Raw genomic sequence first — 26,899 nt, forward strand, 5'->3', positions numbered from 1 at the left:
TTTACTTTTCCCTGTGAAAGGCGGTTTGTATGCTTACCTTACTTCTGGGCCCTTCGGGCAGCGGCAAGTCCACCCGGCTGCGGGCGGAACTGAAAGCCCGCGCCGAAAAGGGTGAGCGCAGCATCCTCATTGTGCCGGAACAGTTCACCTCCTCCACCGAGGGGGCTCTCTACCGCACTCTGGGAGATACCCTGTCCGGGTATGTGGAAAGTTATTCCTTCACTTCCCTGGCTGAGGCGCTGCTGCGTCGGTACGGCGGGGCGGCGGTGCCCACCCTCACCGAAGCCGGTCGGGCGGTGCTGGTGCGCCGGGCCCTGGATTCTCTGCTGGACAAGGTGGTGTACTACAGCCGCCAGCGGCACAGCGCGGCTTTCTGTGAAAAGGTCGCCCAGACCATCGACGAGCTGAAAAGTGCCGGTGTGACCCCCGCCCGGCTGGCCGAGTACGCCCGGGCCCCCGGTGCGGACACGGACAAGCTGGGGGAACTGGCCCTGATCTATGAAACCTACGAAAGCCTTTTGGCCGGCACTGCCATGGACCCCGGTGACCGCCAGGAACAGGCGGCCCGCCGCCTGCAGGAGGCCGACGGCGGCCGGGAGTTTTTTGCCGGCCGTGCCGTGTACATTGATGAGTTCGATACCTTCAACGCCCCCAAGCGGGCGCTGCTGGCTGCCATCCTCTCGGCAGCCGACCTGAGCGTCAGCCTCTGCTGCGATCATCTGCAGGAGACCGACGGCGGGGTGGGGCTGTTCAGCGGGGCCCGCCAGGTGGCGGCCACCCTGCGGCGCATGGCCGGACAGGCGGGGGTGCCGGTGCAGGTGGAAACCCTCACCGAGGACTACCGCCATACCAAGGCCCCGGCCCTGGCGGAACTGTCCCTGCTGCTGGCCGACCCCGGCTATACCCCGGAAGGGACGGTCACGGCGAAGGACGGGGAACGCCCGGCTATCTGCTGCTGCAAGGCGGACAGCCGCCAGGGAGAAGCCAAGGCCGCGGCGGCCGCCGTCAAGGCGTTGGCCCGGCAGGGGGTGCCCTACGGGCGCATGGCGGTGATCTGCCGCAATGCCGAGACCTACCTGCCGGCGGTGCGGTATGAGTTCCGCCTGCAGAACATTCCGCTGTTCTGCGACGAAGCCACCACTCCCGAAAACACCGCCCCCGCCCGGGCGGTGCTGGCGGCGCTGGACCTGCTGCGGGGCGGCATCAACGGCACGGCTTTGCTGCGCCTGCTCAAGACCGGGCTGGTGCATCTGCCCGAAGAGCAGGCCTGTGCCCTGGAAAACTACGCCTACACCTGGCCCCTGCACGCCGAAGACTGGCGGGCCCCCTTTACCCGCAATCCCTCCGGCTATGTGGACAACTGGTCGGAGCAGGACCGCACCGACCTGGCCGACGCCGAAACCGCCCGCAGCTTTCTGGTGGGGCGGGCCCAGACCTTCCTTGACAAGGCCCGGGGGGCAGCGGTGGGGGAGATGACCCGGCGGCTCTACCTGTTCTTGCAGGCCCTGGGCACCGAGGACTCCCTGCAGCAGCTGGCCGAGGAACTGCGCACCAAGGGCATGCTGCCCGCCGCCGACGAGGCCCTGCGGGAATGGAACGTGGTCACCGGTCTGCTCAACGAGCTGGTGCGGCTGCTGGGGGAGGACCAGACCCTGACCCCGGCGGAGTACGCCGACCTGTTCACCCTGCTGCTGCGCACCACCGATATGGGACATATTCCCCAGAGCCTGGACAGCGTGATCTTCACCACCGCCGGACGCATGCGTCTGCCCGAAACCGACGCCTGCTTTGTGCTGGGCCTGGCGGAAGGGGAGTTTCCCCAGACCCCCGGTGAGCAGGGCCTGTTGACCCACGCTGACCGGGATACCATGATGGCCCAGGGGGCCGATCTGCCCGACTGCTTTGAAAACCGGGTCATCCGGGAACAGGTTTGCTTTTACAAGGCTTTGACCGCTCCCGGCCGCTGGCTGTGGCTGTCCTGGCCCGGCGGCGCGGCGGGATTGCCGGTGACGGCAGCCCTGGCCCCGGCCCTGGACCTGCTGGAGGTCCCCAGCATCGAGCCCGACCCTGCCGACCTGGGGGCTACCCCGGCGGCGGCCCTGGACCTGTTGGGCAGTGTTTGGCAGCAGAATACCCCCCGGCGGGCGGCGGTGCTGCAAGCCTTGCAGGATGCGGAAACCACCGAAAACGCCGCCCCCGGCTTTGCGGCCGTGCAGCGGGCGGCCCGCCGGGAACCCGCCACGGTCACCGATACCAAAGCCCTGGAAAAGCTGCTGGGACCCCGGCTGCATATCAGCCCCACCCGGTTCGAGCGGTATGCCATCTGCCCCTTTGGCTATTTCATGCAGTATGTGCTGCGGGCCCGCCCCCGGCAAAAAGCCGAGCTGGCCCCCAACATCAGCGGTACCCTGACCCACTGGGTGCTGGAGCAGGCCTTGCGGCGGCAGGGAGAAACCTTCCGCACCCTGAAACCGGAAGAGATCGAAACCCTGGTCAACGACCTGGTCAAGGAATATGCCGACGCCAACCTGCCCGGGGCGGGGGTGCGCATGCAGTATCTGCTGGAGCGCATCAGCCGTAACCTGGTGGGTTTGCTGGGCTTCATCCAGCGGGATATGAACCAGTCGGGCTTTCAGCCGGTGGCCTTTGAGCTGCGCATCGACGACCGCCCCGACCCGGACAACCCCGATGCCCCCCGGGTAGACCCGGTGGAACTCACCGACGGCGCCGGGCACACGGTGCGGGTGGTGGGCACCATCGACCGGGTGGACGCCATGCCGCTGAACGGCCGCACCTGGCTGCGGGTGGTGGACTATAAGACCGGCAGCAAAAAGTTTGACCTGAAAGAGGTGTACCACGGCCTGGACTGCCAGATGCTGCTCTACCTGTTCACCCTGGAACGCAACGGCGAAAAACTTTTCCCCGGGGCCGCGGCGGCGGGGGTGGAATACCTGCTGGCCGACCCGTCTCCCACCACCGGGGCCCGTCCCCAGAGCGGGGAAGGGGAGAACCCGGAACCGCCCACCTATCCCCTGGACGGTCTACTGGTGGAGGAGGAGAGCATCTACCGCGCCATGGACACCCGGGGCACCGGGGAGTTTGTGCCCCTGAGCTTCAACGCCAAGAGCGGGCAGGTCAGTGCAGCCTCCCGCAAGCATCTGGCCTCGCCGGAAAAGCTGGCCCGCATCCGGGACCACCTGGACGAGCTGCTCACCCGCATGGCCGACGACCTGTACGGCGGCCGCATTGCGGCGGAACCCTTTGTGCCGGGGGGCAGAAGTCCCTGCCAGTACTGTGACTACCGCTCGGTCTGCCGCCATGCGGACGGTGAGAACGAGCGTCTGCCCGATACGGGGGAGGACCCCTTCGAACCGTGATCTTTCTTTCCATCCTTTGATTTGCAGGTGTTTGCCATGTCCAATCCGACCATTCAATTCACCCCGGCCCAGGCCGCGGCCATCCGTGCCCGGGGCGGCAGTCTGCTGGTCAGTGCCGCCGCCGGTTCCGGCAAGACCCGGGTCCTGGTGGAGCGCGCCGTGGGCCTCATCACCGACCCCGTGCACCCGGTGGAGGCCGACAGCCTGCTGATCATGACCTTCACCAACGCCGCGGCCGCCAAGCTGCGGGCAGATATCACCGCCCGCCTGCTGGCCGAAGTCCGCCGCCATCCCGGGGACAGCCGCCTGCGCCGCCAGCAGCTGCGGCTGCAGCGTGCCTCCATCGGCACGGTGGATGCCTTCTGTCTGCATTTTGTGCAGCAGCACTTTGCGGCCCTGGACATTCCCCCGGATTTCGAGACCGCCGACGATGCCACCCTGGGCCGCCTGCGCCAGGACACCCTGGCCGCCGTGCTGGAAACCGCCTACACCGACCCGGATTTCCGCGCTTTCGCCGATCTGTATGACCGGGGCCGCACCGACGACACCGCCGGGGCGGTGGTGCTGGAACTCTACGACTTTACCCGCACCCTGCCCCACCCGGATCGGGCGCTGGACGACTTCGCCGCCATGTGGGCGGGGCAGCGGCCCCCCCAGGACACCCTGTGGGGCAAGGCACTGCTGACGGCCGCCGCCGGGCGCACCGCGGGCGCTTTGCGCCTTATCGACGCGGCCATCGCCTCGGCCACCCGGGACGAAGCCGCCGACCGGGCCTACACCGCCGTGCTTCTGGATGACCAGAGCAAACTGCAGCTGCTGGGCGAGCGGCTGCAGCGGGGGGACTGGGACAGCGCCGTGCAGGCCCTGGACCTGTTCAGCCAGTGGCAACGCCCCGGGCGCATCAAGGGCGGCAAGGACCAGAACCCCGCCGCCCAGGCCGCCAGCGAGCTGCGGGACCGGGCCAAAAAGCAGGTGGAAAAGCTCCGGACCGACTTCCTCCTCTGCACCGCCGCAGAATTTGAGGCCGACCGCCGCCGGGCGGCCCCCTTGGTGGCGGCGCTGGTGCGGGTGGTGCGGCAGTTCTCCCGGGCGTATTTTGCGGCCAAACTGGAAGAAAAGGTGTTGGACTACGCCGACTACGAACATCTGACCCTGGACCTGCTCCAGACCCCGGAAGGAGAGCGCACACCCCTGTGCCGCACGGTCAGTGCCCGGTATTCGGCGGTGCTGGTGGATGAATACCAGGACACCAACGCCCTGCAGGACGCTATCTATTTTTCTCTGGCCTCACCGGAAGGGGACAACCTCTTTTTCGTGGGGGACATCAAGCAGAGCATCTACCGCTTCCGCCAGGCGGACCCCACCGTCTTTACCGAAAAACAGTCCGCCTGGGCTCCTTACCAGGAACTGGAGGGCGGCATCATGACCCGCCCGGCCACCATCGCCCTGGACGCCAACTTCCGCAGCGCCCCGGCGGTGATCGAGGGGGTCAACTTCCTGTTTGAACAGGTCTTTTCCGCCGAGCTGGGCGGTATTGCATACGGTCCCGGCCAGCGGCTGGTGGTGGGCAAGCCCGGGGACTACGCGGGCGCCTGCGAACTGCTGGTGCTGGACGGCTGCACCGACCCGGCCGCCGACGATGCCCGGGCCATTGCCGCCCGCATCGCCGCCATGAAGGCGGAAGGGTTCCTCGTGCGCGGCGGGGAGGGAACCCGGCCTTGCCGGGACGAGGATTTCTGCATCCTGCTGCGCAGCCGGGGGGATTTCCCGGTGTACGAGGCCGCCCTGCGCGCCGCCGGCATCCCGGTCTTTGCGGACGCCGCCGCCGACCTGCTGGACACCCCCCATGTGCGTCCCTTCGCGGCGCTGCTGCGCATCATCGACAACCCCGCCCAGGACGTGGAACTGTCGGCGGTGCTGCTCAGCCCCATGTACGACTGCCGCCCCGACGATCTGGTGCGGCTGCGGGGCAAGGTGCCCGGGGGCAGCCTGTATGCCGCTGTGCGCCAGGGGGACCCGACCCGGTTCGGCCCCTTTCTGGAGGACCTGCATACCTTCCGCCGCCTGGCCCGCACCCTGCCGGTTCCGGCGCTCATCGAAGAACTTTTTGCCCGTACCGGATACCTGGCCGCGGCGGGGGCCATGCCGGACGGCGCCCGCTGCCGGGAGGACCTGCTGGCCTTTGCCGCCTGGGCCTCCGCAGCCGGTGCCCGGGGTCTGCCCGCCCTCATCCGGGCCATGAACGCCGCCCAACAGAACGGGGGCGTCAACCCCGGCGGCGGGGGACAGAGCCGTCCCGGCTGTGTCTCCATCATGACGGTGCACCGTTCCAAGGGACTGGAATTTCCGGTGGTTTTTGTGGCGGGCACCACCCACAAATTCAACCAGAGTGATGTCATCCGGCCGGTGCTCTGCCACCGCAGCCTGGGGGTGGGTCTGACCCTGCGGGACGGCACCAAGGCCAGCCGGTACAAGACCTTGCCCTACGCAGCCCTGGCCCAGAGCATCCGGGCCGAAACCCTCAGCGAGGAAATGCGGATTCTGTATGTGGCCCTCACCCGGGCCCAGGACGCCCTGATCATCACGGTGCCCTGCAAGAACCTGGAACGGGAACTGTCGGTGCCGGCTTTGTGCGCGGCAGCCGGGGCCACCGGCGCCGAGACATTGCAGGGGTTCCAGAACTGGGCGGGCTGGCTGCTCACCGCCGCCCTGTGCCACCCGGCGGGGGAACCGTTGTGGAAGTACACCGGTTTCCTGCCCCATTACGCGGAAACCAAAGCCCCGTTGACCCTGCAGGTGCAGAACCCGCCGCCCCCGGCCGAAGCCGCCGCGCCCCAGCCGGAGGCCGCGCCGGACCAAACTCTGCACCGGGCATTGCTGCAAAACTTTGCCTGGCAGGACCCGGCCGCACCGCTGTACCACATTCCGGCCAAGGTCAGCGTTTCCGCCGTCACTCACGCCGCCCGGGATGTGGCCCTGGAACGCCCGGCCTTTATGCAGAAATCCGGCCTGACCGGCGCCGAGCGGGGAACCGCCATCCATGCCTTTTTGCAGAGTATGCCTTTTGATCAGGCCGAACCCGACCTGGATGCCGAGGTGAAGCGCCAGCTGGACCTGCAGCTGCTGGACCCGGCCCTGGCGGGGGTGCTGGACCTGGAAGCGGTGCAGCCCTTCCTGCAAAGCGGGCTGTGGCGGCGCATCCGCCAGGCAAAGCGGATTTTGCGGGAGGAACCCTTCATCACCTCGCTGCCCGCATCGGAGGTGGTGGACGGCGCTCCGGCGGGGGCCGGGGTGCTGGTGCAGGGCATTGCCGACCTGGTGCTGGTCTTTGAGGACCACGCCGAGATCGTGGACTACAAAACCGACCGTTCCACCGATCCGAACTATTATATAAAGGAGTATGCCGGCCAGCTGCGGCTCTACCGCCGGGCTTTTGCCCTGCGCCTGGGGGTACCGGTCAACCGGCTGACCATCTACGCCTTTGCCCTGCAGCGGGAGATCGACCTGCCGCTGTAAGAAAAAATGCCCGGACTGAACGGCAGAGTGTAATTTTATTTGCCTCGTCCCCTTGACGAACAGGGGGTTATTGTGCTATTATGATAGCACCTCTTTTGCGGGTTTTATTTTTTGTGCCCATTTTCAGGGCCGCCCGCAAGCCGAGGGAGGCTTGGACCGCCGAAATTTGACCGCGCGGTCCGCTACAAACCGTTAAAATGGAGGTGCCGAACAATGACTGTCAAAATCACCCTGGCTTGCACCGAATGCAAGCAGCGCAACTACAACAAGCAGAAGAACAAGAAGAACAATCCCGATCGTCTCGAGATGAAGAAGTACTGCCGCTTCTGCAAAAAGCACACGGTCCACCGCGAAACCAAGTAAGTGAAGGAGCTCTGAACAATGGCTGACAAGAATGCGGTCAACGAAACCGCCGCCAAGGCTTCGGAACAGAAAAAGGACAAGAAAGCCGCTTCCGGCAAGAAAAAGTCCTCTTTCATGGACAAGGTCAAGGGATTCTTCGCAGGCATCGCCAAGTTCTTCAAGGACACCAAGAGTGAACTGAAAAAGGTCGTGTGGCCCAGCCGCAAGGATGTCAAGACCAATACCATCACCGTCATCGTGGTCGTGCTGATCGCGGCCGTGGTGCTGATCCTGTTGGATATGGCATTTGGCGGTCTGATCCACCTGCTCATTGGCGCATAAAAGCGGAGGCGAACCCATGGCTGAACAAGCGTATTGGTATGTGGTGCATACCTATTCCGGCTATGAAAACAAGGTCGCGCAGGACCTGATGACGATGGTGGAAAACCGCCGTCTGCAGGACATGATCTGCGACGTGAAGGTCCCCACCGAGACCGCCGTCGAAGACGTGTTCGACAAGCAGGGCAACAAGATCGGGGAAAAGGAAGTCCAGCATAAGGTCTACCCCGGCTATGTGTTCGTCAAAATGGTCATGACCGACAACACCTGGTACATTGTGCGCAACACCCGCGGCTGCACCGGCTTCGTGGGCCCGGCTTCCAAGCCGGAACCCCTGTCCGAAGAGGAAGTGGCCAAGCTGGGCGTGGATATGGTTGCCGAGCCGTCCATCGATTATGCGGTGGGCGACACGGTGGAGATCACTGCCGGTCCCATGGAAGGCTCCGTGGCCACTGTGGAGGAGATCGACAAGTCCGCGCGCAAGGTCAAGGTCAAGATCACCATGTTCGGCCGCGAAATTCCGGCCGAACTGGAGCTGTATCAGGTCAAGCTGCTGTAAGGCAGAGCGGCAGTTGTGCCGCAACCCGCAATTTTCGGTAAAAACCGCAGGTCGGTTTTTATAGGGCGCATTCCCGCGCCCGTGGGAGGCCCCCCAGGGGCCGCAACTCACCACAAATTTTGGAGGTGCAAATATCATGGCACAGAAAATCACTGGCTATATCAAGCTGCAAATTCCCGCCGGCAAGGCGACTCCGGCACCGCCCGTTGGTCCTGCTCTGGGCCAGAAGGGCGTCAACATTATGTCCTTCACCAAGGAATTCAACGAGCGTACCAAGAACCAGATGGGCATGATCATCCCCGTCGTCATCACTGTGTACGCTGACCGTTCCTTCAGCTTCATCACCAAGACCCCGCCGGCTCCGGTCCTGATCAAGAAGGCCGCCGGCATCGACACCGCCTCCGGCGTGCCCAACAAGAACAAGGTCGGCTCCATCACCCTGGCTCAGGCCGAGGAGATCGCCAAGACCAAGATGCCTGACCTGAACGCTGCTTCTCTGGAAGCCGCCGTCAGCATGATCAAGGGCACCTGCCGCAGCATGGGCGTCACCGTCGAGGGCTGAGGCCGCCGCAAACGTGGGAGGAAGATTCCGATACACCACATTATGGAGGAATGAGTAATGAAACACGGTAAGCATTACGTCGAGAGCGCCAAGCTCATCGACCGTACCAAAGTATATGATCCGCAGGAAGCTCTGGAGCTGTGCTGCAAGACCGCTCGCGCCAAGTTCGACGAGACCGTCGAGCTGCACGTGCGTCTGGGCGTTGACAGCCGTCACGCCGACCAGCAGGTCCGTGGCGCCGTCGTGCTGCCCAACGGCACCGGCAAGAACGTCCGCGTCATCGCCATCTGCAAGGGCGACGCTGCCAAGGCCGCTGAGGCCGCCGGCGCCCAGGAGGTCGGTGATGATGATCTGATCGCCAAGATCCAGGGCGGTTACCTGGACTTCGACGTTCTGGTCACCACCCCTGACATGATGGGCCGCGTTGGCCGTCTGGGTAAGATTCTGGGCCCCCGTGGCCTGATGCCCAACCCCAAGGCCGGCACCGTGACCCCCGACGTGGGCCGCGCTGTCACCGAAGCCAAGGCCGGTAAGATCGAGTACCGCCTGGACAAGCAGAACATCATCCATGTTCCCGTGGGCAAGGCTTCTTTCGGCGCCGAAAAGCTGATGACCAACCTGGACACCGTCCTGGATGCCATCGCCAAGGCCAAGCCGGCCGCTGCCAAGGGCCAGTACTTCAAGAGCGCGACCATCGCCACCACCATGGGCCCCGGCGTTCGCGTTGCTACTACCAAGTACGGCGTCTGATCCAAAAGGTATTGACAAACGCACGCTTCTGTGCTATACTAGCTACGCTGTTTTTAAGACAGCAGGTGCTGACTTTCTGTCAGCCTAACGGGCGCAAGCCCGCCTGCCGAGAAACGTGCGCTTGATTTATGCTTTTCAAGCCCCTTTTCCCGGCAACGGGAAAGGGGCTTTTTTCGTGGGAATTTTCCCTAAAAAGCCGCTTGCCTGTTCAACTGAAATCTGCAAGCGGAACGAGGTGAAAAAGAAATGCCCAGTGCAAAGATTCTGGAAACCAAGAAGGCGTTTGTTGCCGAACTGAACACCAAGATCACCGGTTCTCTGGCCGGCGTTGTGGTGGCTTACAACGGCATCAGCGTTGAGAACGACACCAAGCTGCGTAAGGAACTGCGTGAGGCCGGCGTGGAATACATGGTCGTGAAGAACACCATGCTGCGTCGCGCTGTCGCCGGCACCGCTTACGAGGGCCTGACCGAGTACTTCAAGGGAGACACCGCCATCGCGCTGTCCGCCGAGGACCCGGCTGCCGCTGCTCGTATCCTGTGCAAGTACGCTGACAACGACAAGTCCAAGCGGTTCACCGTCAAGGGTGGCTTCTGCGATGGCCAGCTGCTGGATGCAGCCGGCGTCAAGAGCCTGTCCACCATGCCCAACCGCGAGGGTCTGCTCTCCATGGTTGCCGGCTCCCTCAACTCCATCATCGGTGGTCTGGCTGTTGCCATTCAGGGAATCGTCGACAAGCAGGAAGAAACCCCTGCCGCCTGATAGCTCAGGTTGCCTGAGGGCTGCGGCATAAACGGGCCCCTCGTAAAACAAGCCTGCCGCAAAACCTAATTCAAAATTAAATGGAGGTATCCTACCATGGCTTCTGAAAAGATCACTGCCATTGTCGAGTCTGTCAAGACTATGACTGTTCTGGAGCTCAAAGAGCTCGTTGACACCATCTGCGAAGAGTTCGGCGTTTCCGCCGTTGCCGCTGCCGCCGCTCCTGTTGCCGGCGCTGCTGCTGCTCCCGCTGAGGAAGAAAAGACCGAGTTCGACGTCATCCTGAAGGACGTCGGCGCCAACAAGATGCAGGTCATCAAGGCCGTCAAGGAACTGACCGGCGCTTCTCTGATGGAAGCCAAGAAGCTGGTTGAGACTCCCGACGCCAAGCTGAAGGAGCAGGCTCCGAAGGCTGATGCCGAAGAGATGCAGAAGAAGCTGGAAGAAGTCGGCGCTAAGGTCGAACTGAAGTAAGCTTTTTCCCTCATACAGTTAAAAAGGCCGCTGCCCCGCAAAGGGCAGCGGCCTTTTTGTGTTGTTTTTTTGGGGGGCAGCGGTCAGAAAACAAACGCCGGAATCGGAGTTACGCTTTCTCAAACACCGCCGCTGTCTCAACCAGCAGATCCCGGATGGGCAGATGCTGGGGGCACACATGCTCGCACTGGCCGCACTTGACGCAGTCGGAGGCCTTGCCGTGGCCGTTGGTGTTCACCTCATAGTAAAACTCGCTGTTCCAGTCCTTGTACTGCTTTTTGGCGTTCAGGCAGGCAAACAGGTCGGGAATCAGGATCTGTTTGGGGCAGCCGGCCACACAGTACCGGCAGTTGGTGCAGGCGATGGTATCCTGCCGGTGCAGGATGGTGCATACCTGGGACACAGCGGCCCGCTCGGCACCGGTCAGCGGGGTGAACGCCTGCATGTAGCTCAGGTTGTCCCGCATCTGTTCCAAGCTGCTCATGCCGCTCAGAATCATGCCGGTGCCCTCGTAGGAGGCCGCAAACCGCACCGCATAGCTGGCGGCGCTGCCGCCGTGCAGGTTGGCAAGCACTTCAGCGGCTTCCGGTACCAGGTTGGCCAGACGGCCGCCCTTCACCGGCTCCATGACGATGACCGGCTTGCCGAATTCCTGACATACTTCATAGTTGGCGCGGCTCTGGATACCGGGATCTTCATAGTCGGCGTAGTTGAACTGCAGCTGCACCACTTCGATCTCCGGATGCTCGGTGAGAATGCGGCGCAGCAGTTCCGGCTTGTCATGGAAGGAAAATCCCACATGGTGCACCATGCCTTCGGCTTTCAGCTGCTGGGCCACCGCAAAGGCGTTGCACTCACAATAGTGGTTGTAGTTGTCGGCGGTGAGGGAATGGAGCAGATAGAAGTCGAAATACGCCACCCCGCAGGCTTTCAGCTGGCTTTCAAACAGCGGCCGGATATCCGCCTCGGTCTTGAAGAAGGAGGAGGTCAGCTTGTCCGTCAGAATGTAGCGGTCCCGGGGATACCGGCTGGTCAGGCAGTCCCGCACGGCCAGTTCGCTCTTGCCGTCCAGATAGCCGTGGGCCGTGTCAAAGTAGCAGAATCCCCGGTCCAGAAATTCATCCACCATACGGCACACCTGATCGGTGTCCACCACCTGGGTGCCGTCATCTTTCTTGAGCATTGGCAGGCGCATCATGCCGAAGCCCAGCTTTTTTGCCCCGAAGAGGGAAGCAAATTTGTTTTCCATGTAAATCCTCCATTACGTTTGTTACTCCGCAAAAAAGGCGTGCCGTACAGCACGCCCCGCAGTTTTACAGTGATTTCAGGCGCGCTGTGCTGCGGCACGGCGGGTCTTGGGTGGGGGCACCTTGCCGTTGCTTTCGGCGGCAAGCTCATACTGCTCGGTGAAATGGCGCAGGATGACGGTACGGCGTACCATGCCGATGAATACATTGCGATCGTCCACCACCGGCACAAAGTTCTGGTCAATGGCCGCGTGCAAAAGCGCACGCATGTCGGTGGTGACGGGCACGGCCTTGTAATCCCGCCGGCGGGGAAAGCTGGAAATAGGCACATCCTCGCTGGCATCCAGGTCCAGCCCGTGCAGGTTCTTGATGCCCCACAGAATATCACCTTCGGTGATGGTGCCCACATACTCGCCGTTGCGGCGCAGTACCGGGATGGTGGCGAAACGCTGATTGGTCCACTTTTCAAGGGTCTGGCGCAGGGTAAAATCCTCGTACACGAACAGGACTTCCTGCTTGGGTGTGAGGAAAAACAACAGGTTCATAACGGGGTCTCCTTATGAGGAATGGTAAGGTTCCAAGCGGTAGGGAAGGGAAGCCGCCGCTTCCCTTAAAATCAGTATACGCGGCCGGAATGGAAATTTTGTGAATGGAATGTAAAATCCGGCTGACAAAAATGCCGGGGGTTTTTGGGCATCTTTTCATGGCTTTTCTTTTCGCTTTCTGCAAAATGCCCCTGTTCAAATGGCGCTGAATAGTGTATAATAAACTATAATTATACGGCGCAAATCACCGGCGGCATTCTCCGCAAGGCGCTTTGCCGCTGATCTCGCAAATAAAGGAGGTTCGGCTTGTGATCACAAAAGTCAATCCCTATGGGCATATCTCGCTTACCAATGAATACTTCTCCGGCCTGGTGGCACAGGCGGCCCGGCAGTGCTACGGCATCGCCGCCATGGGACAAAACCCGGCAGCCAACACCGTGCGCCAGACCCTGCGCAACGGCAGTCTGCCGGAAAAGGGCGTCAGTGTGTCCCAGCAGGACGGCAAACTCGTCATTGCGCTGCATATCAAGGTGGGGTATGGGCTGAATATCGCGTCCATCACCCAGAGCATCACCCACCGTGTGCAGGACGAGGTGGAACGCGCCACCGGGCTCAAGGTGGCCCGCATTGATGTGTTTGTGGATGACATCATCTCGGACTGAACCCCGCCAGAAGAACAGAGTGTAAGACAATGAGGTGCAAGAATACATGATCAACGGTAAAACACTGCGTGACGCCATCCTTTCCGGCGCCAACAACATTGCCAACCAGCGCGTCCGTGTGGACGAGCTGAACGTTTTCCCCGTTCCGGACGGTGACACCGGCACCAACATGAGCATGACCATCGGTGCCGCCACCCAGGAACTGCAGGCCATGCCCGATACCTGCACCGTGGCCGAAGCCAGCAAGGCTGCCGCTTCCGCCATGCTGCGCGGCGCCCGGGGCAACTCCGGCGTCATCACCAGCCTGCTGTTCCGCGGCTTCTCCAAGGCGCTGCAGGGCAAGACCAACGCCGAGGCCGCCGACCTGGCCAAGGCGCTGCAGATGGGCGTGGAGGCTGCCTACAAGGCGGTCATGAAGCCCACCGAAGGAACCATCCTCACCGTCACCCGCCTGGCTTCCGAGGCCGCTGCGGCCTCCACCGCCACCGAAGTACCCGCCCTGTGGGCTGAGGTCATGGCTGCCGGCCAGGCCGCCCTGGAAGACACCCCCAACCAGCTGCCCGTGCTGAAGAAGGCCGGCGTGGTGGATGCGGGCGGCCAGGGCATCATGCTGGTGTTTGCCGGCATGCAGCAGGTCTTTGAAGGCCGCGGCATGGTGGCCAGCGAGGAAGTGGCCCCCAAACCCAAACTGAACAGCGAATCCGCCGGCAAGGGCGTCTTCACCGACGACCTGATGAAGGTGGAGGACATCAAGAACGGCTACTGCACCCAGTTCCTGCTGCACAAGAACGAGAACGCCAGCGTGGCCAAGCTCCGGGCTTTCCTGGAATCCAACGGCGATTCTGTGGTGGTCATCGAGGATGACGACGTGGCCAACTGCCATGTGCACACCGCCGACCCCGGCATGATGCTCAGCGAGGCCATCAAGTACGGCTATCTGACCAACTTCAAGATCGAGAACATGCACGAGCAATTCCTGGCCCGCCAGAAGCAGGGCAAGGGCCTGGAGAAGCAGGCGGAGGCCGAAGGCCATGCCGCCGGTGAGGAGTTCGTCTACGCCGCCGTGGACCCCGAGCGCACCTACGGCTTTGTGGCCGTGGCCGCCGGCGAAGGCCTGCGGGCCGTGTTCGGTGACCTGGGTGTGGATGCCGTTGTGTCCGGCGGTCAGACCATGAACCCCGCCACCGAGGACATCCTGGCCGCCATCCAGAGCGTGCCGGCCCAGACCGTTCTGGTTCTGCCCAACAACAAGAACATCATCATGGCTGCGGAGCAGGCCCAGAAGCTGGCCGACCGCAAGGTTCTGGTTCTGCCCACCCGCACCGTGCCCCAGGGCATGACCGCCATGCTGAACTTTGACCCCGACGCCGCCCCCGAGGAGAACGCCGTCAACATGATGGCCGCCGCCGACAAGGTGGCCACCGGCCTGGTAACCTACGCCGCCCGGGACAGCGAGTTCGACGGCAAGCCCATCAAGAAGGGCGAGATCATGGCCCTGGAGAACGGCAAGATCGTGGCCACCGGTTCCGACATCACCAAGATGACCTATCGCCTGGCCCGCTCCATGCGCAAGAAGGATACCCAGTTCATCACGGTGATCTCCGGCTGCGACGTGGACGAAGCCGATGCCGAGCGCACCACCGAACTGGTGCAGTCCAAGTGCGGCGGCAACATCGAGGTCAGCCATATCAATGGCGGCCAGCCGGTGTACTACTACATGATCTCGGTGGAGTAATCCGGTTTACAAACACACAAAAGGACGAATTTGTGCCAAAAGCCAGGTTCGTCCTTTTTTAGCATCGGAAACCCAATCCGAAAAAAATTCCCAGAAAGGAGGTCCCGCCTATGCCGCCCTTGGACGGTTCCATCCAATATCTCAAGGGGGTTGGCCCCAGCTTTGCCAAAAAGTTCGAAAAACTGGGCATCACCACCGTGCGGGACCTGCTGCTGCACTATCCCCGGCGGTACATCGATTATTCCCAGCCCTACACCGTGGCGTCCGCGCCCTACGACGTGGACTGCTGCGTGCGGGCTACCGTGCTGCAGAAGGAGCCGGACCGGCGCATCCGGGGCGGCCGGGTGCTGACCCGGGTGCTGGCCGCCGACGACAGCGGCACCCTGAACCTGTCCTGGTTCAACGCTTCCTACGCGGCCCAGAATCTGGAAATAGGGGAGACCTACTACTTTGAAGGCAGGGTGGGGGGCACCCTGACCCGGCGGGAGATCCTGCACCCCCTGGTGCGGACCCAGGCCCAGGTATCCCTTTCGCCCCTGCTGCCGGTGTACGGCGCCACCGAGGGCCTGCCCTCCGGCCGCATTTCCCGCTGTGTGGAGGCGGCCTTGCCGGCCGCCGCCGACCTGCCCGACCCACTGCCGCCGGAACTGCTCACCCGCTACCGCATGCCCCCAAAATCCGAGGCTGTGCGGGCCATCCACGCCCCCCACAGCACCGAGGAGGCCGCCGCCGCCCGCCGCCGCCTGATCTTTGAGGAGCTGTATATCCTGCAGCTGGGCATCTTTTTGCTGCGCAGCCATGGCCGCCGCGCCGCCGGGGCGCCCATGCGGCCGCTGGACCTGGAACCTTTCTGGCGCAGTCTGCCCTATGAACCCACCGGTGCCCAGCGCCGGGCCACCCAGGAGATCACTGCCGACCTTTGCCGCAACACTCCCATGAACCGCCTGCTGCAGGGGGACGTGGGCAGCGGCAAGACCCTGGTAGCGGCTGCCGCCATCTGGTACGCGGCCCAGAACGGCTGGCAAAGCGCCCTGCTGGCCCCCACCGAAATCCTGGCCCGGCAGCATGCCGCCACCCTGGCAGACCGGCTGGAACCCTTCGGGGTCAACGTGACCCTGCTGGTGGGCGGTATGAAAGCCGCCGAACGCCGGGTGGCCCTGGCGGCCATTGAGGACGGCCGGGCGGGCCTGGTGGTGGGCACCCACGCGGTGCTCACCGATAAGGTAGTGTTCAAGAACCTGGGCCTGGCTATTGTGGACGAACAGCATCGGTTCGGCGTGCGCCAGCGGGGCGTTCTGGTGGGCAAAGCCCGCAGCCCCCATCTGCTGGTCATGAGCGCCACCCCCATTCCCCGCACCCTGGGCCTGCTGCTGTACGGCGACCTGGATATCTCGGTGCTGGACGAGCTGCCCCCCGGCCGCAAACCCATCAAGACCTGGTTCATCACCGGGCGCAAGCGCCGGGACATGTATGGCTATCTGGACCAGCAGATCGAAGCCGGGCACCAGGTGTATATTGTCTGCCCGGCCATCGAGGAGAACGAGCTGGATTCCGGCATGAAAGCGGTGAAACAATACTACGAGGACACCGCCTGCGCCCTGCTGCCCCACCGGCGGATCGGCCTGCTCCACGGCAAGCTGAAACCCAAGGAAAAGGACGAGATCATGCAGCAGTTCAAGGAGGGCAAGCTGGATGTGCTGGTCAGCACCACCGTCATCGAGGTGGGCGTGGACGTGCCCAACGCCACCGTCATGGTCATCGAGAATGCCGAGCGCTTCGGCCTTTCCGCCCTGCACCAGCTTCGAGGCCGGGTGGGGCGGGGTGCAGCGGATTCCTGCTGCATCCTCATTTCGGACAATGAGAACGATTCGGTGAAGGAGCGGCTGCATTTCCTCTGCCACACTTCCGACGGCTTTGCGGTGGCCCGGTATGACCTGGAACACCGGGGACCGGGGGATTTCTTCGGCGAAGCCCAGCACGGCCTGCCCACTTTGCGGGTGGCAGACCTGGTACAGGATACCCGTACCCTGAAGGTGGCCCAGCAGGAAGCCAAGGAGCTGCTGACCAAGGACCCCAACCTGGCTCTGCCCGAACACCGGGAACTTTCCGACGAGGTGGAACGGCTGTTCGCCACCGCCGGCGCCATGAATTGAGGGACAAGGTTTGTGCCGGACCGAACTTTTTGGTATACTATATCTGTATCCGCGGGTGTGCCCGCATGACCTGTGAACCAAGGAACGTCATATGGATTTACATCGCCTGAAAAAATGTCTGGCTGCCTGCCTGACGGTGCTGGTGCTGGCCTGCCTGCTGGCAGCGCCTGCGTCGGCCATGTCGGGGTATGACCCCGACTTCGAGATCAGTGCTCCGGCGGCCTATGTGGTGAATCTGGACACCAATCTGGTTGTCTATGAGAAGAACAGCGACACCTCCATGGAGGCGGCCAGCCTGACCAAACTGATGACCATCATCCTGATGCTCAAGACGTATCAGGATCAGCTGGATACAGTCACGGTGACTGCTCCCAGCTATATCTACGATATTCTGTATGGTAAGGATGCCTCTACCGCCGACATTCGAAGGGGGGAGACCCACACCCTGCGCAGTCTGCTGTACGCCATGCTTCTGCCCAGCGCCAACGAGGCGGCCTATATGGTGGCCGACTACATGAGCGGCGGCAGCATCGACAACTTTGTGGCCATGATGAACGACGAGGCCAAGGCCATCGGCTGCACCGGCACCACCTTCACCGACCCTTGCGGCCTGGATCCCGGCAACGTGACCACCGCCCGGGATGCCTACCTGCTGCTGCGGGCGGCCATGAGCTACGACGCCTTTGTGGAGGTGGCGGGGACCAGCACCTACCAGATGCCTGCTTCCACCGCCCACGATGCGCCCTACAACATCCTGACCACCGATAAGATGCTGGTTTCCGGTACCAACTATTACCGGGAATACACCCAGGGCGGCAAGACCGGCAGCCTGTCCGACTGGCAGAACTTTGCCAGCTGGCACACCAAGGACGGCATCAGCTACATCTGCGTGGTGCTCCACAGTTCGCTGTCTGTGGATAACAGACCGGCTCTGTACGAAACGGCACAGCTCATGGACTGGGCCTTTGCCACCTTCTCGGTATCCGCCGCCCTGGATACCACCCAGCCCATCTCGGAACTGCCGGTGCGTTATTCCACCGAGGCAGACACCGTCATGCTTTACCCGGTGGATGATATGCTCACCCTGCTGCCCAGCGACGGCGGCGCCTCCCTGACCCAGCAGACCTTCCACCTGCCGGACAGCCTGCCTGCCCCCATCACCCAGGGGGATGTGGTGGGCAGCGTGACCGTTTCCATCCAGGGGGAGGAAGTGGGCACGGTGGACCTGATTGCCGGCAGCAATGTATCCCGCAACCAGGTGCTGTACACCATGTCCCGGGTGGGCGAATTTTTCAGCTCCACCTACTTCAAGGTCGTGGTCATCATCACCATGATCACGGTGGCGGTTTACGCCTTTGTCTGGGTGGCCGCCATGCTCATGGCCATCAACGAGGAAGGCAAGAGGATGGGCAAACGCCGCCGCTGACCGGAACAAACCAAAACAAAACCGGACCGGGAATTTCCCGGTCCGGTTTTTGCATGTCAGTTCAGGATCAGCCGCGCTTCACATAGTCACGCACCAGCGCCTGCAGCAGATCGTCGCGGTCAATGCGACGGATCAGGGCACGGGCATTCTTGTAGGTGGTGATGTAGGTGGGGTCCTCCGAAAGGATGTAGCCCACAAGCTGGTTGACGGGGTTATAGCCCTTTTCTTCCAGCGCGCTGTATACCAGCATCATAACCTGCTTGATCTCCTGGTCTTTATCGTCGTGGATGGAAAAGACAGCAGTCGGTTCCGAAATCGCCATGGCAACAACCCCCTTTGTCAATCCTCTTTTAGGAATTTCTGCCTTCCATTATATACGATTTTTTCCGGTTTCGCAAGGGGCTCACACGGCGAAACCCACAAAAAAGCCGTATTTTGGTCGGAAAATTTTGCCAAACTCGGAACTCAGTCCTGCAGGACCTCGCCGTGGCGGATGACAGTGCGGATGTTCAGGTCGGCGTCGGCCAGAATCACGTTGCCGATGCGCCCTTCCGCCAGGCTGCCGTAGTCCTCCTCGATGCCGATGCAGCGGGCCGGGTTCTCGGAAGCGGCGCGCACGGCGCTTTCCAGAGGCACGCCCATCTCCCGCACCGCGTGGCGCATGCAGTCGTACAGGCAGGTGGCGCTGCCCGCAATGGTGTCGGGGTGCTCGGTCAGGGTGGCGCGGGGCCCGCGCACCGTCACGGCCTGGCCGCCCAGGCTGTAGGCGCCGTCCGGCAGACCGCAGGCCATCATGCTGTCGGCAATCAGCACCACGTGATCATCCCCGAAGGTATTGAAGGTAAACCGTACCACCGCGGGGTGAATGTGCACACCGTCGGTGATCAGCTCCACCATGGCGCCGTCTTCCAGGGCAGCGATGATGGGGCCGGGTTCCCGGTGGTTGATGCCGGGCATGGCGTTGTACAGGTGGGTCATGTGGTTGGCGCCGGCGGCAAAGGCAGCCTTGGCGGTGTCATAGTCGGTGCAGGTGTGGGCGATGGAGATGCACACTTCCTTGCTGCACTCCTTGATGAAGTCCAGGTTGCCCGGCTCTTCGGGAGCCACGTCCACCAGCTTGATCAGACCGCCGGAACGCTCGTTCAGGCGGCGGAACATGCCGGCGTCGGCAGCCATGACGTACTTGGGATTCTGGGCACCCACCTTCTTGGGGCTGATGTAGGGGCCTTCCATGTTGATGCCCACCAGGTCGGCACCCCGCTCGTTCTTGTGGGCGGCGGCCACGTCCATGATGCCGTTCAGAATCTCCTCACTGAAGGTCATGGTAGCCGGGCAGATGGCCAGCACACCTTTGCTGGCCTCGAAATCGGCGATGGCCTGCAGACCTTCGGGATCTGCGTCGCAGAAATCATGGCCCACGGCACCGTGGAAGTGGATGTCCACCAGGCCGGGCAGGGCGTACAGCCCGTCGGCGTCAATGACCTGTTCCCCGGGTTCGGCCTTGGCCTGGGGCACGATCCGGCCGTTGCGGATGACCAGATCCTGTACGGCAAAGGTGTGCTGCGGGGTATAAACCTTGGCGTTGCGGATAATCATAGTATGTTCCTCACTTATTTGATAAAACCCCCGCCCCGGCGGGGCAGGGGAGTGGTGGTGGGATAATCAGATCTCGCTCAGTGCTTCCTCATCGCCGACCAGGATGAAGTCGGGATGCATCTGCAGGATGGAGGCGGGCACTTCGGGGGTGACCGGGCCGAAGAAAGCCTTCTTCACAATGGCAGCTTTGTCCTTGCCGCTGGCCACCAGCAGCACCTTGCGGGCCTGCATAATGGTCTTGATGCCCATGGTGTAGGCCTGGCGGGGCACGTCGTCGATGCTGTCGAAGAAGCGCTTGTTGGCCTCGATGGTTTCCTGGGTCAGGTCCACGCAGTGGGTGCCCAGCTCAAAGGCGGCACCGGGCTCGTTGAAGCCAATGTGGCCGTCATGGCCGATGCCCAGCAGCTGCAGGTCGATGCCGCCCACGCTGCGGATCACTTCGTCATAGCGCTTGCACTCGGCCTCGGCGTCCAGGTTGGTGCCGTCGGGCAGGTTGATACGGTCATGGTTGATGTTCACATGGTTGAACAGGTTGTCATGCATGAAGTACCAGTAGCTTTGGGGGTTCTCCCGGGGCAGGCCGCGGTATTCGTCCAGGTTGACGGTGGTCACTTCGGAGAAATCCAGGTCACCCTTGTTGTACCAGTCGATCAGCTGCTTGTAAGTGCCTACGGGGGTACCGCCGGTGGCCAGACCCAGCACACAGTTGGGCTTCATGATGACCTGGGCCGAAATGATGTTGGCGGCCTTGCGGGACATATCCTTGTAGTCTTTTGCACGAATGATTTTCATAGTCAATGAACCTCCGGAAATGTGGGATCGTGGTGAATGTTTCAACTGCCTTTAGTATAGCAATTCCGCCCGGAAAAAGCAATCTGAAAAAACGAGCATTTTGTGCGAAAAAGTGAAAAAATGGGCTAACAGGCGCAATCTTTTCTTCGTAAACCGGGCGGGAAAACACAGCGGCGGGCCACCAAGGAAAACGAAGAAAAAATACCGGGCAAGCAGGCACAAAAAAGGCCACGGGCGGGCAGAACGCCCGCCCGTGGCGGTACATGCAGCGGAGAGAACCAGCGGCTCCGCCCCGGAAACGGCTGCGAAAGAAGTGCCTTACAGCATCTTCTTCAGCTCATCGTACACGAACTGCACCTTCGGACCGATGACGACCTGGCAAGCAGTCTTGCTGGGACGGATGACACCGGCGGCGCCGGCAGCCTTGACGGCCTTCTCATCAACAGCGGTGCTGTCCTTCACTTCGAAGCGCAGGCGGGTGGCGCAATAGTCAACGTTGGCCACGTTGCCCTTGCCGCCGATAGCGGCCAGAACGCCGGAAGCGATGGCGGTGAAGTCATTGTTCGCCAGCTGGATGTTGGATTCGGCAGCTTCGGCATCCTCATCTTCACGGCCCGGGGTAACCAGGTTGAACTTGGTGATGGCGAAGCGGAACACAACGTAGAAGACGATGAAAGCGGCAATGCCCAGAGGAATGATCATCCAAGTGTTGGCATGGGCCGGCAGAGAAGCGGAGAAGACCAGGTCAGTGGCACCGGCAGAGAACATGAAGCCGGCACGGAACCCAACGTAGTAGGTGATGACGGTGAAGATGCCGTACAGCAGGGCGTACACCACGTACAGGGGGAAGCACAGGAACATGAAGCCGAATTCGAAGGGCTCGGTAACGCCGCAGACGAAAGCGCAGATAGCGGCGGAGGTGACCAGGCCGATGGCGGCCTTCTTGTTCTTGGCGGTGTGGACCATGGCCAGAGCAGCACCGGGGATACCGAACATCATGCAGGGGAAGAAGCCGGACATATACATGCCGAGGCTCCAGGTGACATCCTGAGAGGTCTCGCCGGCCCAGTAATGGGTCAGGTCGCCCAGGCCGATGGTGTCAAACCAGAACACGTTGTTCAGAGCGTGATGCAGGCCGGTGGGGATCAGCAGACGGTTGAAGAAGGCGTACAGACCGGCACCGAAGCCGCCCAGACCAACGATGGCGTCGCCAACCCAGACCAGAGCGTTGAAGATCAACGGCCACAGGAACAGCAGGATGACGGAAACCACGATGGAGACCAGGCCGGTGACGATGGCCACGCAGCGCTTGCCGCTGAAGAAGGCCAGCCAGTCAGGCAGCTGGGTGCTCTTGAACTTGTTGTAGCAGGTGGCGCCGATGATCGCGGCCAGGATGCCGATGAAGGCATTGCCGGCGGTTTTCTGGAAGGCAATGTAGGTAGAGGTGCCTTCGGTCAGGTTCATGAAGGGCAGAGCGCTGACGACGGCCACGCTCAGCAGCTGGGTCATCATCAGGTAGCTGACCAGGCCGGCCAGAGCAGCGGTGCCGTCATGGTCGTCGGACAGGCCAACGGCAGCGCCGACGGCGAACAGCCAGGCCATGTTGTCGATCAAAGCGCCGCCGGCTTTGATCAGGATGAAACCGACGGTGTAAGCCAAACCGGTGGTTTCGCCGGCAGCACCCATGGCAGCCGGAGCCAACGCGTAGCCCAGGCCCATCAGGATACCGCAGACGGGCAGCGCGGCAACGGGCAGCATAAGCGCCTTGCCGAGCTTCTGCAAGAATTTCATCATAAAAGCATTCCTCCTAAAATCATGGAAGCATTTCCACGCTGTCCCGTATGCACTGGTTCCTGCACACTGAACAACTTGTTAAATATATATTAACATAATTGTCACAAAAATGAAAGATGTTTGCCGTGAAATTGGCAGAATGACGAAAAAACGATTTTTTGCCGAAATAAAATTTCCCGGCACCCAGGAACAAATTGCACTTAAAGGGAAAGTTTGAAACTTTTTTTCAACCTTTTTCATAAGAAAATCAACTTTTTCATCGGGCAATTTCCAGGGGCGCCGATAAAAAATGAAGCGAAAAAACCACGAATTTGGTTATTTTGCTAGTTGGAGGGTTTTGAATATCAGAAGTTTAACGACGTTTTTCCCTCCCATCCGGCCGCCGCAGCAGGGCTTTGACTCTGGTACGGTAGTCAGGGGTACTGCGCAGGCTTTCGCAGATTTTCCGGATGGCCTTGTTGTGGGTGAAGTCGTCCAGAGAATCCTCTTGCAGGTAGGCAAGCCCCAGTTCCGGTTCTTTTACCGCCGCAATGCTCACCGTCCAGGCCACGGCCAGCCTGGTGTACAGGGCGGGGCAGGAGGCGGCGCTGCAGGCGTCCAGGGTCAGGCGACGGCCTTCCGGTGTGGCGGTAAAGTGGTCCAGCAGGCAGACCAGACCGAACCGGGCAGCAAATTCCTCCGGCCGGCGGGCCAGGGCTTGCAGCCAGGGCAGCCAGAAACCGGGATTTTTGGCCATCCACTTGCAGGAAGCCGCCGCCGAGTCGCAGACGCTCCAGTTGGTCACCCGGGGAAGAAATTCTTCCAGCCGGGTGCGGCGCTCCTCCTCGCTCAGCCGGGCTGCGCCGATGAGCATGCCGTGGAGCATGGCCTGCTCCAGATAGGGGCCCTGCAGGGCGTCCCACAGCTCCGGGGCGGCGGGCAGAACTTTGGCCAGTTCCTTGGCCAGAGCGCGCAGCCGGGGCAGCCGCACCCCCAGAATCGGCGGCGGGTCCGGGATGAGTGTGGCGGAAAACCGGGCATACTCCGGCTCCGCCATGGTTTGTAAACGGGTGAGAATCTCTTGTTGGGTGTACGACATCAGGACGGCTCCTTTCGGTTGGTATTTTTATGGTAACATCCATGGAGTCTGCCCGCAAGATGCGGCCAAACAAAAACGCCGGTGCGCGGCGGGGCGCATCGGCGACAGGAAACCTTCTATTACAGGAAACCTTCTATTATAAATAGGAAACTCAATCCGCAGCAAACAGTTTGGGGGCGGCCTTGTACAGCAAAACCACGGCCACCACGGTCAGGATGGTTTCGGGCAGCATATAGCTGGCGTTGTAGCCCAGGCTGTAGGTCCAGGCTGGCAGACCGTCGGACAGGTTGCCCCAGATCAGCACGCCGGAGAAGAAGCTGCACAGGAAACGGATGATGCAGACGACGGCGGAGCCCACGGCCACACCCACCAGACGGTTGCGGAAGGGCTTGGCAAAGACGCAGGCCAGGCCCAGCAGGGTGAAGGCCAGTACATAGTCCAGCATGATCATGCCGAACAGGGGCAGCAGGCCGGGAGCCGGCGGGGCGTAAAAGCCCAGCAGCATCTGCAGCAGGCTGTTGACAAAGCCGGTGAACAGGCCCCACTTGGCGCCGTGACGGAAGGAAACCAGGATAAACGGCACCATGCTGAACAGGGTGATGGAGCCGCCGTTGGCCAACTCAAAAATCTTGATGTTGGCCAGCACTGTGCCGAGAGCGATCATCAGGGCGCACTCGACCAGGATGCGGGTCTTGGATGCAGTTTTGGACATGGGGAAAACACTCCTCAAAACGATAGTAGTCCATAAAAACAAGAAGCGCGCCCGGCAGGAAAAACCTGCATGCGGGCGCGCGAGCTTCCGTATGATGGGAAATTATCCCGTCCACTCCCTACGCCGGCATTACCCGGATCAGGTTAAAGGGTACTCCTTGCGGATCTCAGCCTTGCGGCGCCCCTGTTTCTATGTCCAAAAACAGTATACACATTTTGGCAAAATTGTCAAGACAAGGCGAATACAGCCCCGCTCATGGGGGGCAGATACAGCGCAAACGCGCCGCCCCGCACCGGCAGGTCACCCTCCGGCACCGGTCCCGCCGCAAACAACAGCGTTCCGCGGCAGGCCCCGCCGCGGTCTACGGCGGCGTCCAGCGGGCAGTCCCCCAGATTGAATACGCACAGCAGGGTTTCTTCGTCGGCTTGCCGACGGTAGCCCAGGGCCAGGCGGTCCCGGTCCTGCAATGCCCAGCCGAACCCGCCCCGGTGCAGGGCCGGGTGGGCGCAGAACAGTTCCCCCAGGGCCGCGGTGTAGCTGTCCATGGCCTGATGCAAGGGATGCCCCAGACAGGCCCAGTCCATCTCCTTGTAAGGATCAAAGGCCAGGGGCTGGCCGAACTCGCCTCCCATAAAGGTCAGGGGGCGGCCCGGCCGGGTGAACTGCAGCAGATACGCCACCTGCATCTGCCGGAACTTTTCTTCCTCGCTGCCGGGCATCTGCCACCACACCGAACCGGTGCCCCAGGTGTTGTCGTCGTGGCTCAGGGCGTTGACGGCGGTGGCGGCCGGGTCCCGCAGCAGGGCGGCAAAATGGCGGATCCGCCCGGCGGGGGCGGCAAAAAAGGTCAGTACATCCCGGGCCCAGGCACTGTCCCACACCGCATCAAATCCCAGCCCGCCGCGGTGGGTGGGCACAGCGGCATTCAGGGCTCCGGCGGTATCCTCGGCGGCCAGAAACACCGGCCCGAACCGGGCGTGCAGCCCGGCGGTCAGGGTCTTGAAAAATTCTGCCGCCGCCAGGGCTTCTCCAGCGTCCTGGGGGCGGTAGAGGGCATGGCCCACCGCGTCCACCCGCAGCCCGTCGCAGTGCAGTTCGTACAGCCAGAAGGCCGCAGCACTCAAAAGAAAGCTGCGTACCGGTCCGCTGCCCAGGTCAAACCGCAGACTGCCCCAGTCACTGGGCCCCGCTTCATACAGGGGGGCACCGTCCCATTGGGCCATCCGGTCGGGATCGGGGGCAAAATGTACCGGCACGAAGTCCATCAGCACCGCAATGTCCGCCTGGTGCAGCCGGTCGATCAGTTCCGCCACCCCCGCAAAACCGCCCAACCGGGCGGTGGGAGCAAAGTAGCCGCAACCCTGGTATCCCCAGCTGCCGTCAAAGGGGTATTCGGCCAGGGGCATCAGTTCCACACAGGTAAAGTGATGGGCCTGCAGATAGGGGATCAGCACATCGGCCAGTTCTCCGCCGGAGTAATACCGCCCGTCCCAGTGGCGGCGCCAGCTGGCGGCATGCAGTTCATAGATGTTCAGGGGCGCCAGGGACAGATACCCCCGCCGTGCCATCCAGTCCCCGTCGGCAAACCCGTACCGTGGACAAAGAAGCCGTCCGGCGGTGCCGGGCAGCTCTTCATAGGCAAAAGCGAAGGGGTCCGGCTTGAGGTGCCATACGCCGTCCGGTCCCAGAATGTTGTACTTGTACAGCTGGCCTTCGGCGGCTGCGGGAACCTGCCCGCGCCAGAGTCCGTCCTCACAGGCGGCCAGCTCGGTGGCATTCCACAGATTCCAGCCGTTCCAGTCGCCCACCACCTGAACCCGGCGGGCGTGGGGCGCCCACACGGTGAACCGCCAGCCCTGACCGGCCGGGTGAGCGCCCAGCAGCCCATAGGCATCAAAGCTGATCCCGCCGTAAAAATCCGCCACATCGGGCCGCATGCCGCTCCCTCCCGCTCTTCACAAAATATCCTGCGATGATTTGTTTTTATTGTAGCACGGGGGCCCGCACAAAGGCAACCGGACCGGATACAACCCATGGCACAAAAAGCCCGCACAAACGCCAAAAATCCCCAAAATGTGGAAAAGAGACGAAAATAGTGACGCCATTACGACAAAATTTTTACATCTTTTTTCGGGAAACACTTGCATTGCGCGCCTGTTTTCGTGTATGATTAAAACTGTATTTTGCTACAATGCAGCCGGTCTGCATGGATATAGAGAAGATGAAGAGGAATCAACATGGCAAAAAAGAACCCTATGAAGTATTTTTCCGGCAGTACGGTGGCGCGCCTGCCCCTGTACAAGCTGATCGCCGGCGGCACGGCGGTGCTGCTGTGCGCCAGTCTGGGCATCGGCGCCATGGCGGCGGGGCTGGGCGGCGTTGATCTGTCGGCCAGCCCGGTGCTGCCCACCGCCACGCCGGCTCCCACCCCTGCGGCCACGCCGGAAAGCACCCCCGAACCCACCCCCACGCCGGAGC

Annotated in this window: 22 protein-coding genes, 1 pseudogene and 1 riboswitch; of the genes and pseudogenes, 14 read left to right on the forward strand and 9 right to left on the reverse strand. The window is 62.1% G+C overall.

The genetic code is table 11. From position 1 onward, the window contains the following. The first annotated feature begins 29 nt into the window (after positions 1–29). The 9 genes from H6B15_RS11865 to rplL all read left to right on the forward strand — a co-directional run bounded on the left by H6B15_RS11865 (position 30) and on the right by rplL (position 10,681). Positions 30–3,377, forward strand: a complete 3,348-nt coding sequence (locus tag H6B15_RS11865; RefSeq protein WP_204648213.1) for a PD-(D/E)XK nuclease family protein — start codon at positions 30–32, stop codon at positions 3,375–3,377. Between the two features lie 36 nt (positions 3,378–3,413). Then, complete coding sequence (locus H6B15_RS11870) at positions 3,414–6,893, forward strand: UvrD-helicase domain-containing protein (RefSeq protein ID WP_204648214.1); 3,480 nt, start codon at positions 3,414–3,416, stop codon at positions 6,891–6,893. A gap of 213 nt (positions 6,894–7,106) precedes the next feature. Next, the gene (gene rpmG, locus H6B15_RS11875; protein ID WP_204648215.1) at positions 7,107–7,256 is read left to right on the forward strand and encodes a 50S ribosomal protein L33; all 150 of its coding nucleotides are present in this window, start codon (positions 7,107–7,109) and stop codon (positions 7,254–7,256) included. 18 nt (positions 7,257–7,274) lie between these two features. Further along, the gene (gene secE / locus H6B15_RS11880; protein WP_204648216.1) at positions 7,275–7,577 is read left to right on the forward strand and encodes a preprotein translocase subunit SecE; all 303 of its coding nucleotides are present in this window, start codon (positions 7,275–7,277) and stop codon (positions 7,575–7,577) included. A gap of 16 nt (positions 7,578–7,593) precedes the next feature. Beyond that, positions 7,594–8,133, forward strand: a complete 540-nt coding sequence (gene nusG, locus H6B15_RS11885; RefSeq protein ID WP_204648217.1) for a transcription termination/antitermination protein NusG — start codon at positions 7,594–7,596, stop codon at positions 8,131–8,133. Between the two features lie 136 nt (positions 8,134–8,269). After that, positions 8,270–8,695, forward strand: coding sequence for a 50S ribosomal protein L11 (gene rplK / locus H6B15_RS11890; RefSeq protein WP_204648218.1), 426 nt, complete (start codon positions 8,270–8,272; stop codon positions 8,693–8,695). Between the two features lie 57 nt (positions 8,696–8,752). Further along, positions 8,753–9,445 (forward strand): 50S ribosomal protein L1, encoded by a 693-nt coding sequence (rplA, locus tag H6B15_RS11895; RefSeq protein WP_204648219.1) that lies wholly within the window; start codon positions 8,753–8,755, stop codon positions 9,443–9,445. A gap of 246 nt (positions 9,446–9,691) precedes the next feature. After that, positions 9,692–10,207 carry a 50S ribosomal protein L10 gene (gene rplJ, locus H6B15_RS11900; protein ID WP_204648220.1) on the forward strand — a complete coding sequence of 172 codons (516 nt, stop codon included), beginning with the start codon at positions 9,692–9,694 and terminating at the stop codon, positions 10,205–10,207. Positions 10,208–10,303: 96 nt separating this feature from the next. Continuing rightward, complete coding sequence (gene rplL / locus H6B15_RS11905) at positions 10,304–10,681, forward strand: 50S ribosomal protein L7/L12 (protein ID WP_204648221.1); 378 nt, start codon at positions 10,304–10,306, stop codon at positions 10,679–10,681. Positions 10,682–10,790: 109 nt separating this feature from the next. Here rplL and H6B15_RS11910 read toward each other — a convergent pair whose 3' ends face one another. Both H6B15_RS11910 and H6B15_RS11915 read right to left on the reverse strand, forming a co-directional pair. Beyond that, entirely contained in the window at positions 10,791–11,930 is a 1,140-nt protein-coding gene (locus H6B15_RS11910; protein WP_204648222.1) for an aldo/keto reductase, read from the reverse strand. A gap of 75 nt (positions 11,931–12,005) precedes the next feature. Beyond that, positions 12,006–12,473: a CBS domain-containing protein gene (locus H6B15_RS11915; protein ID WP_204648223.1), complete on the reverse strand. Its 468-nt coding sequence runs from the start codon at positions 12,471–12,473 to the stop codon at positions 12,006–12,008. 308 nt (positions 12,474–12,781) lie between these two features. On the opposite strand from H6B15_RS11915, the gene H6B15_RS11920 reads away from it, so the two are divergent. From H6B15_RS11920 to H6B15_RS11935, 4 genes are all read left to right on the forward strand, one after another. Next, on the forward strand, positions 12,782–13,135 hold the full coding sequence (locus tag H6B15_RS11920) for an Asp23/Gls24 family envelope stress response protein (protein ID WP_204648224.1): 354 nt from the start codon (positions 12,782–12,784) through the stop codon (positions 13,133–13,135). Between the two features lie 46 nt (positions 13,136–13,181). Further along, the gene (locus H6B15_RS11925; protein WP_204648225.1) at positions 13,182–14,870 is read left to right on the forward strand and encodes a DAK2 domain-containing protein; all 1,689 of its coding nucleotides are present in this window, start codon (positions 13,182–13,184) and stop codon (positions 14,868–14,870) included. Positions 14,871–14,956: 86 nt separating this feature from the next. Beyond that, on the forward strand, positions 14,957–17,023 hold the full coding sequence (gene recG, locus H6B15_RS11930) for an ATP-dependent DNA helicase RecG (protein WP_345941985.1): 2,067 nt from the start codon (positions 14,957–14,959) through the stop codon (positions 17,021–17,023). 91 nt (positions 17,024–17,114) lie between these two features. Continuing rightward, positions 17,115–18,449 (forward strand): D-alanyl-D-alanine carboxypeptidase family protein, encoded by a 1,335-nt coding sequence (locus tag H6B15_RS11935; RefSeq protein WP_204648227.1) that lies wholly within the window; start codon positions 17,115–17,117, stop codon positions 18,447–18,449. 67 nt (positions 18,450–18,516) lie between these two features. On the opposite strand, the gene H6B15_RS11940 is transcribed toward H6B15_RS11935, so the two are convergent. From H6B15_RS11940 to H6B15_RS11970, 7 genes are all read right to left on the reverse strand, one after another. Beyond that, positions 18,517–18,771: an IreB family regulatory phosphoprotein gene (locus H6B15_RS11940; RefSeq protein ID WP_204648228.1), complete on the reverse strand. Its 255-nt coding sequence runs from the start codon at positions 18,769–18,771 to the stop codon at positions 18,517–18,519. Between the two features lie 143 nt (positions 18,772–18,914). Further along, positions 18,915–20,045, reverse strand: coding sequence for an N-acetylglucosamine-6-phosphate deacetylase (gene nagA / locus H6B15_RS11945; protein ID WP_204648229.1), 1,131 nt, complete (start codon positions 20,043–20,045; stop codon positions 18,915–18,917). 66 nt (positions 20,046–20,111) lie between these two features. Beyond that, positions 20,112–20,837, reverse strand: coding sequence for a glucosamine-6-phosphate deaminase (nagB, locus tag H6B15_RS11950; protein WP_204648230.1), 726 nt, complete (start codon positions 20,835–20,837; stop codon positions 20,112–20,114). Positions 20,838–21,155: 318 nt separating this feature from the next. Next, a complete protein-coding gene (locus tag H6B15_RS11955; protein WP_204648231.1) occupies positions 21,156–22,631 on the reverse strand; it encodes a PTS transporter subunit EIIC in 1,476 nt (491 codons plus the stop codon). Between the two features lie 352 nt (positions 22,632–22,983). After that, entirely contained in the window at positions 22,984–23,709 is a 726-nt protein-coding gene (locus tag H6B15_RS11960; RefSeq protein ID WP_204648232.1) for a DNA alkylation repair protein, read from the reverse strand. Positions 23,710–23,860: 151 nt separating this feature from the next. Continuing rightward, positions 23,861–24,421 carry an energy-coupled thiamine transporter ThiT gene (gene thiT, locus H6B15_RS11965; RefSeq protein WP_204648233.1) on the reverse strand — a complete coding sequence of 187 codons (561 nt, stop codon included), beginning with the start codon at positions 24,419–24,421 and terminating at the stop codon, positions 23,861–23,863. Positions 24,422–24,519: 98 nt separating this feature from the next. Further along, positions 24,520–24,616: riboswitch (TPP riboswitch) on the reverse strand. Between the two features lie 32 nt (positions 24,617–24,648). Beyond that, entirely contained in the window at positions 24,649–26,358 is a 1,710-nt protein-coding gene (locus H6B15_RS11970; RefSeq protein WP_204648234.1) for a 1,4-alpha-glucan branching enzyme, read from the reverse strand. Positions 26,359–26,658: 300 nt separating this feature from the next. Between H6B15_RS11970 and H6B15_RS11975 the strand changes: the two are divergent. Beyond that, positions 26,659–26,899 (forward strand): annotated as a pseudogene (locus tag H6B15_RS11975) (hypothetical protein); the annotation flags it as partial.

The sequence above is a fragment of the Gemmiger formicilis genome, from assembly GCF_016900095.1.
Taxonomy (GTDB): domain Bacteria; phylum Bacillota; class Clostridia; order Oscillospirales; family Ruminococcaceae; genus Gemmiger; species Gemmiger formicilis_A.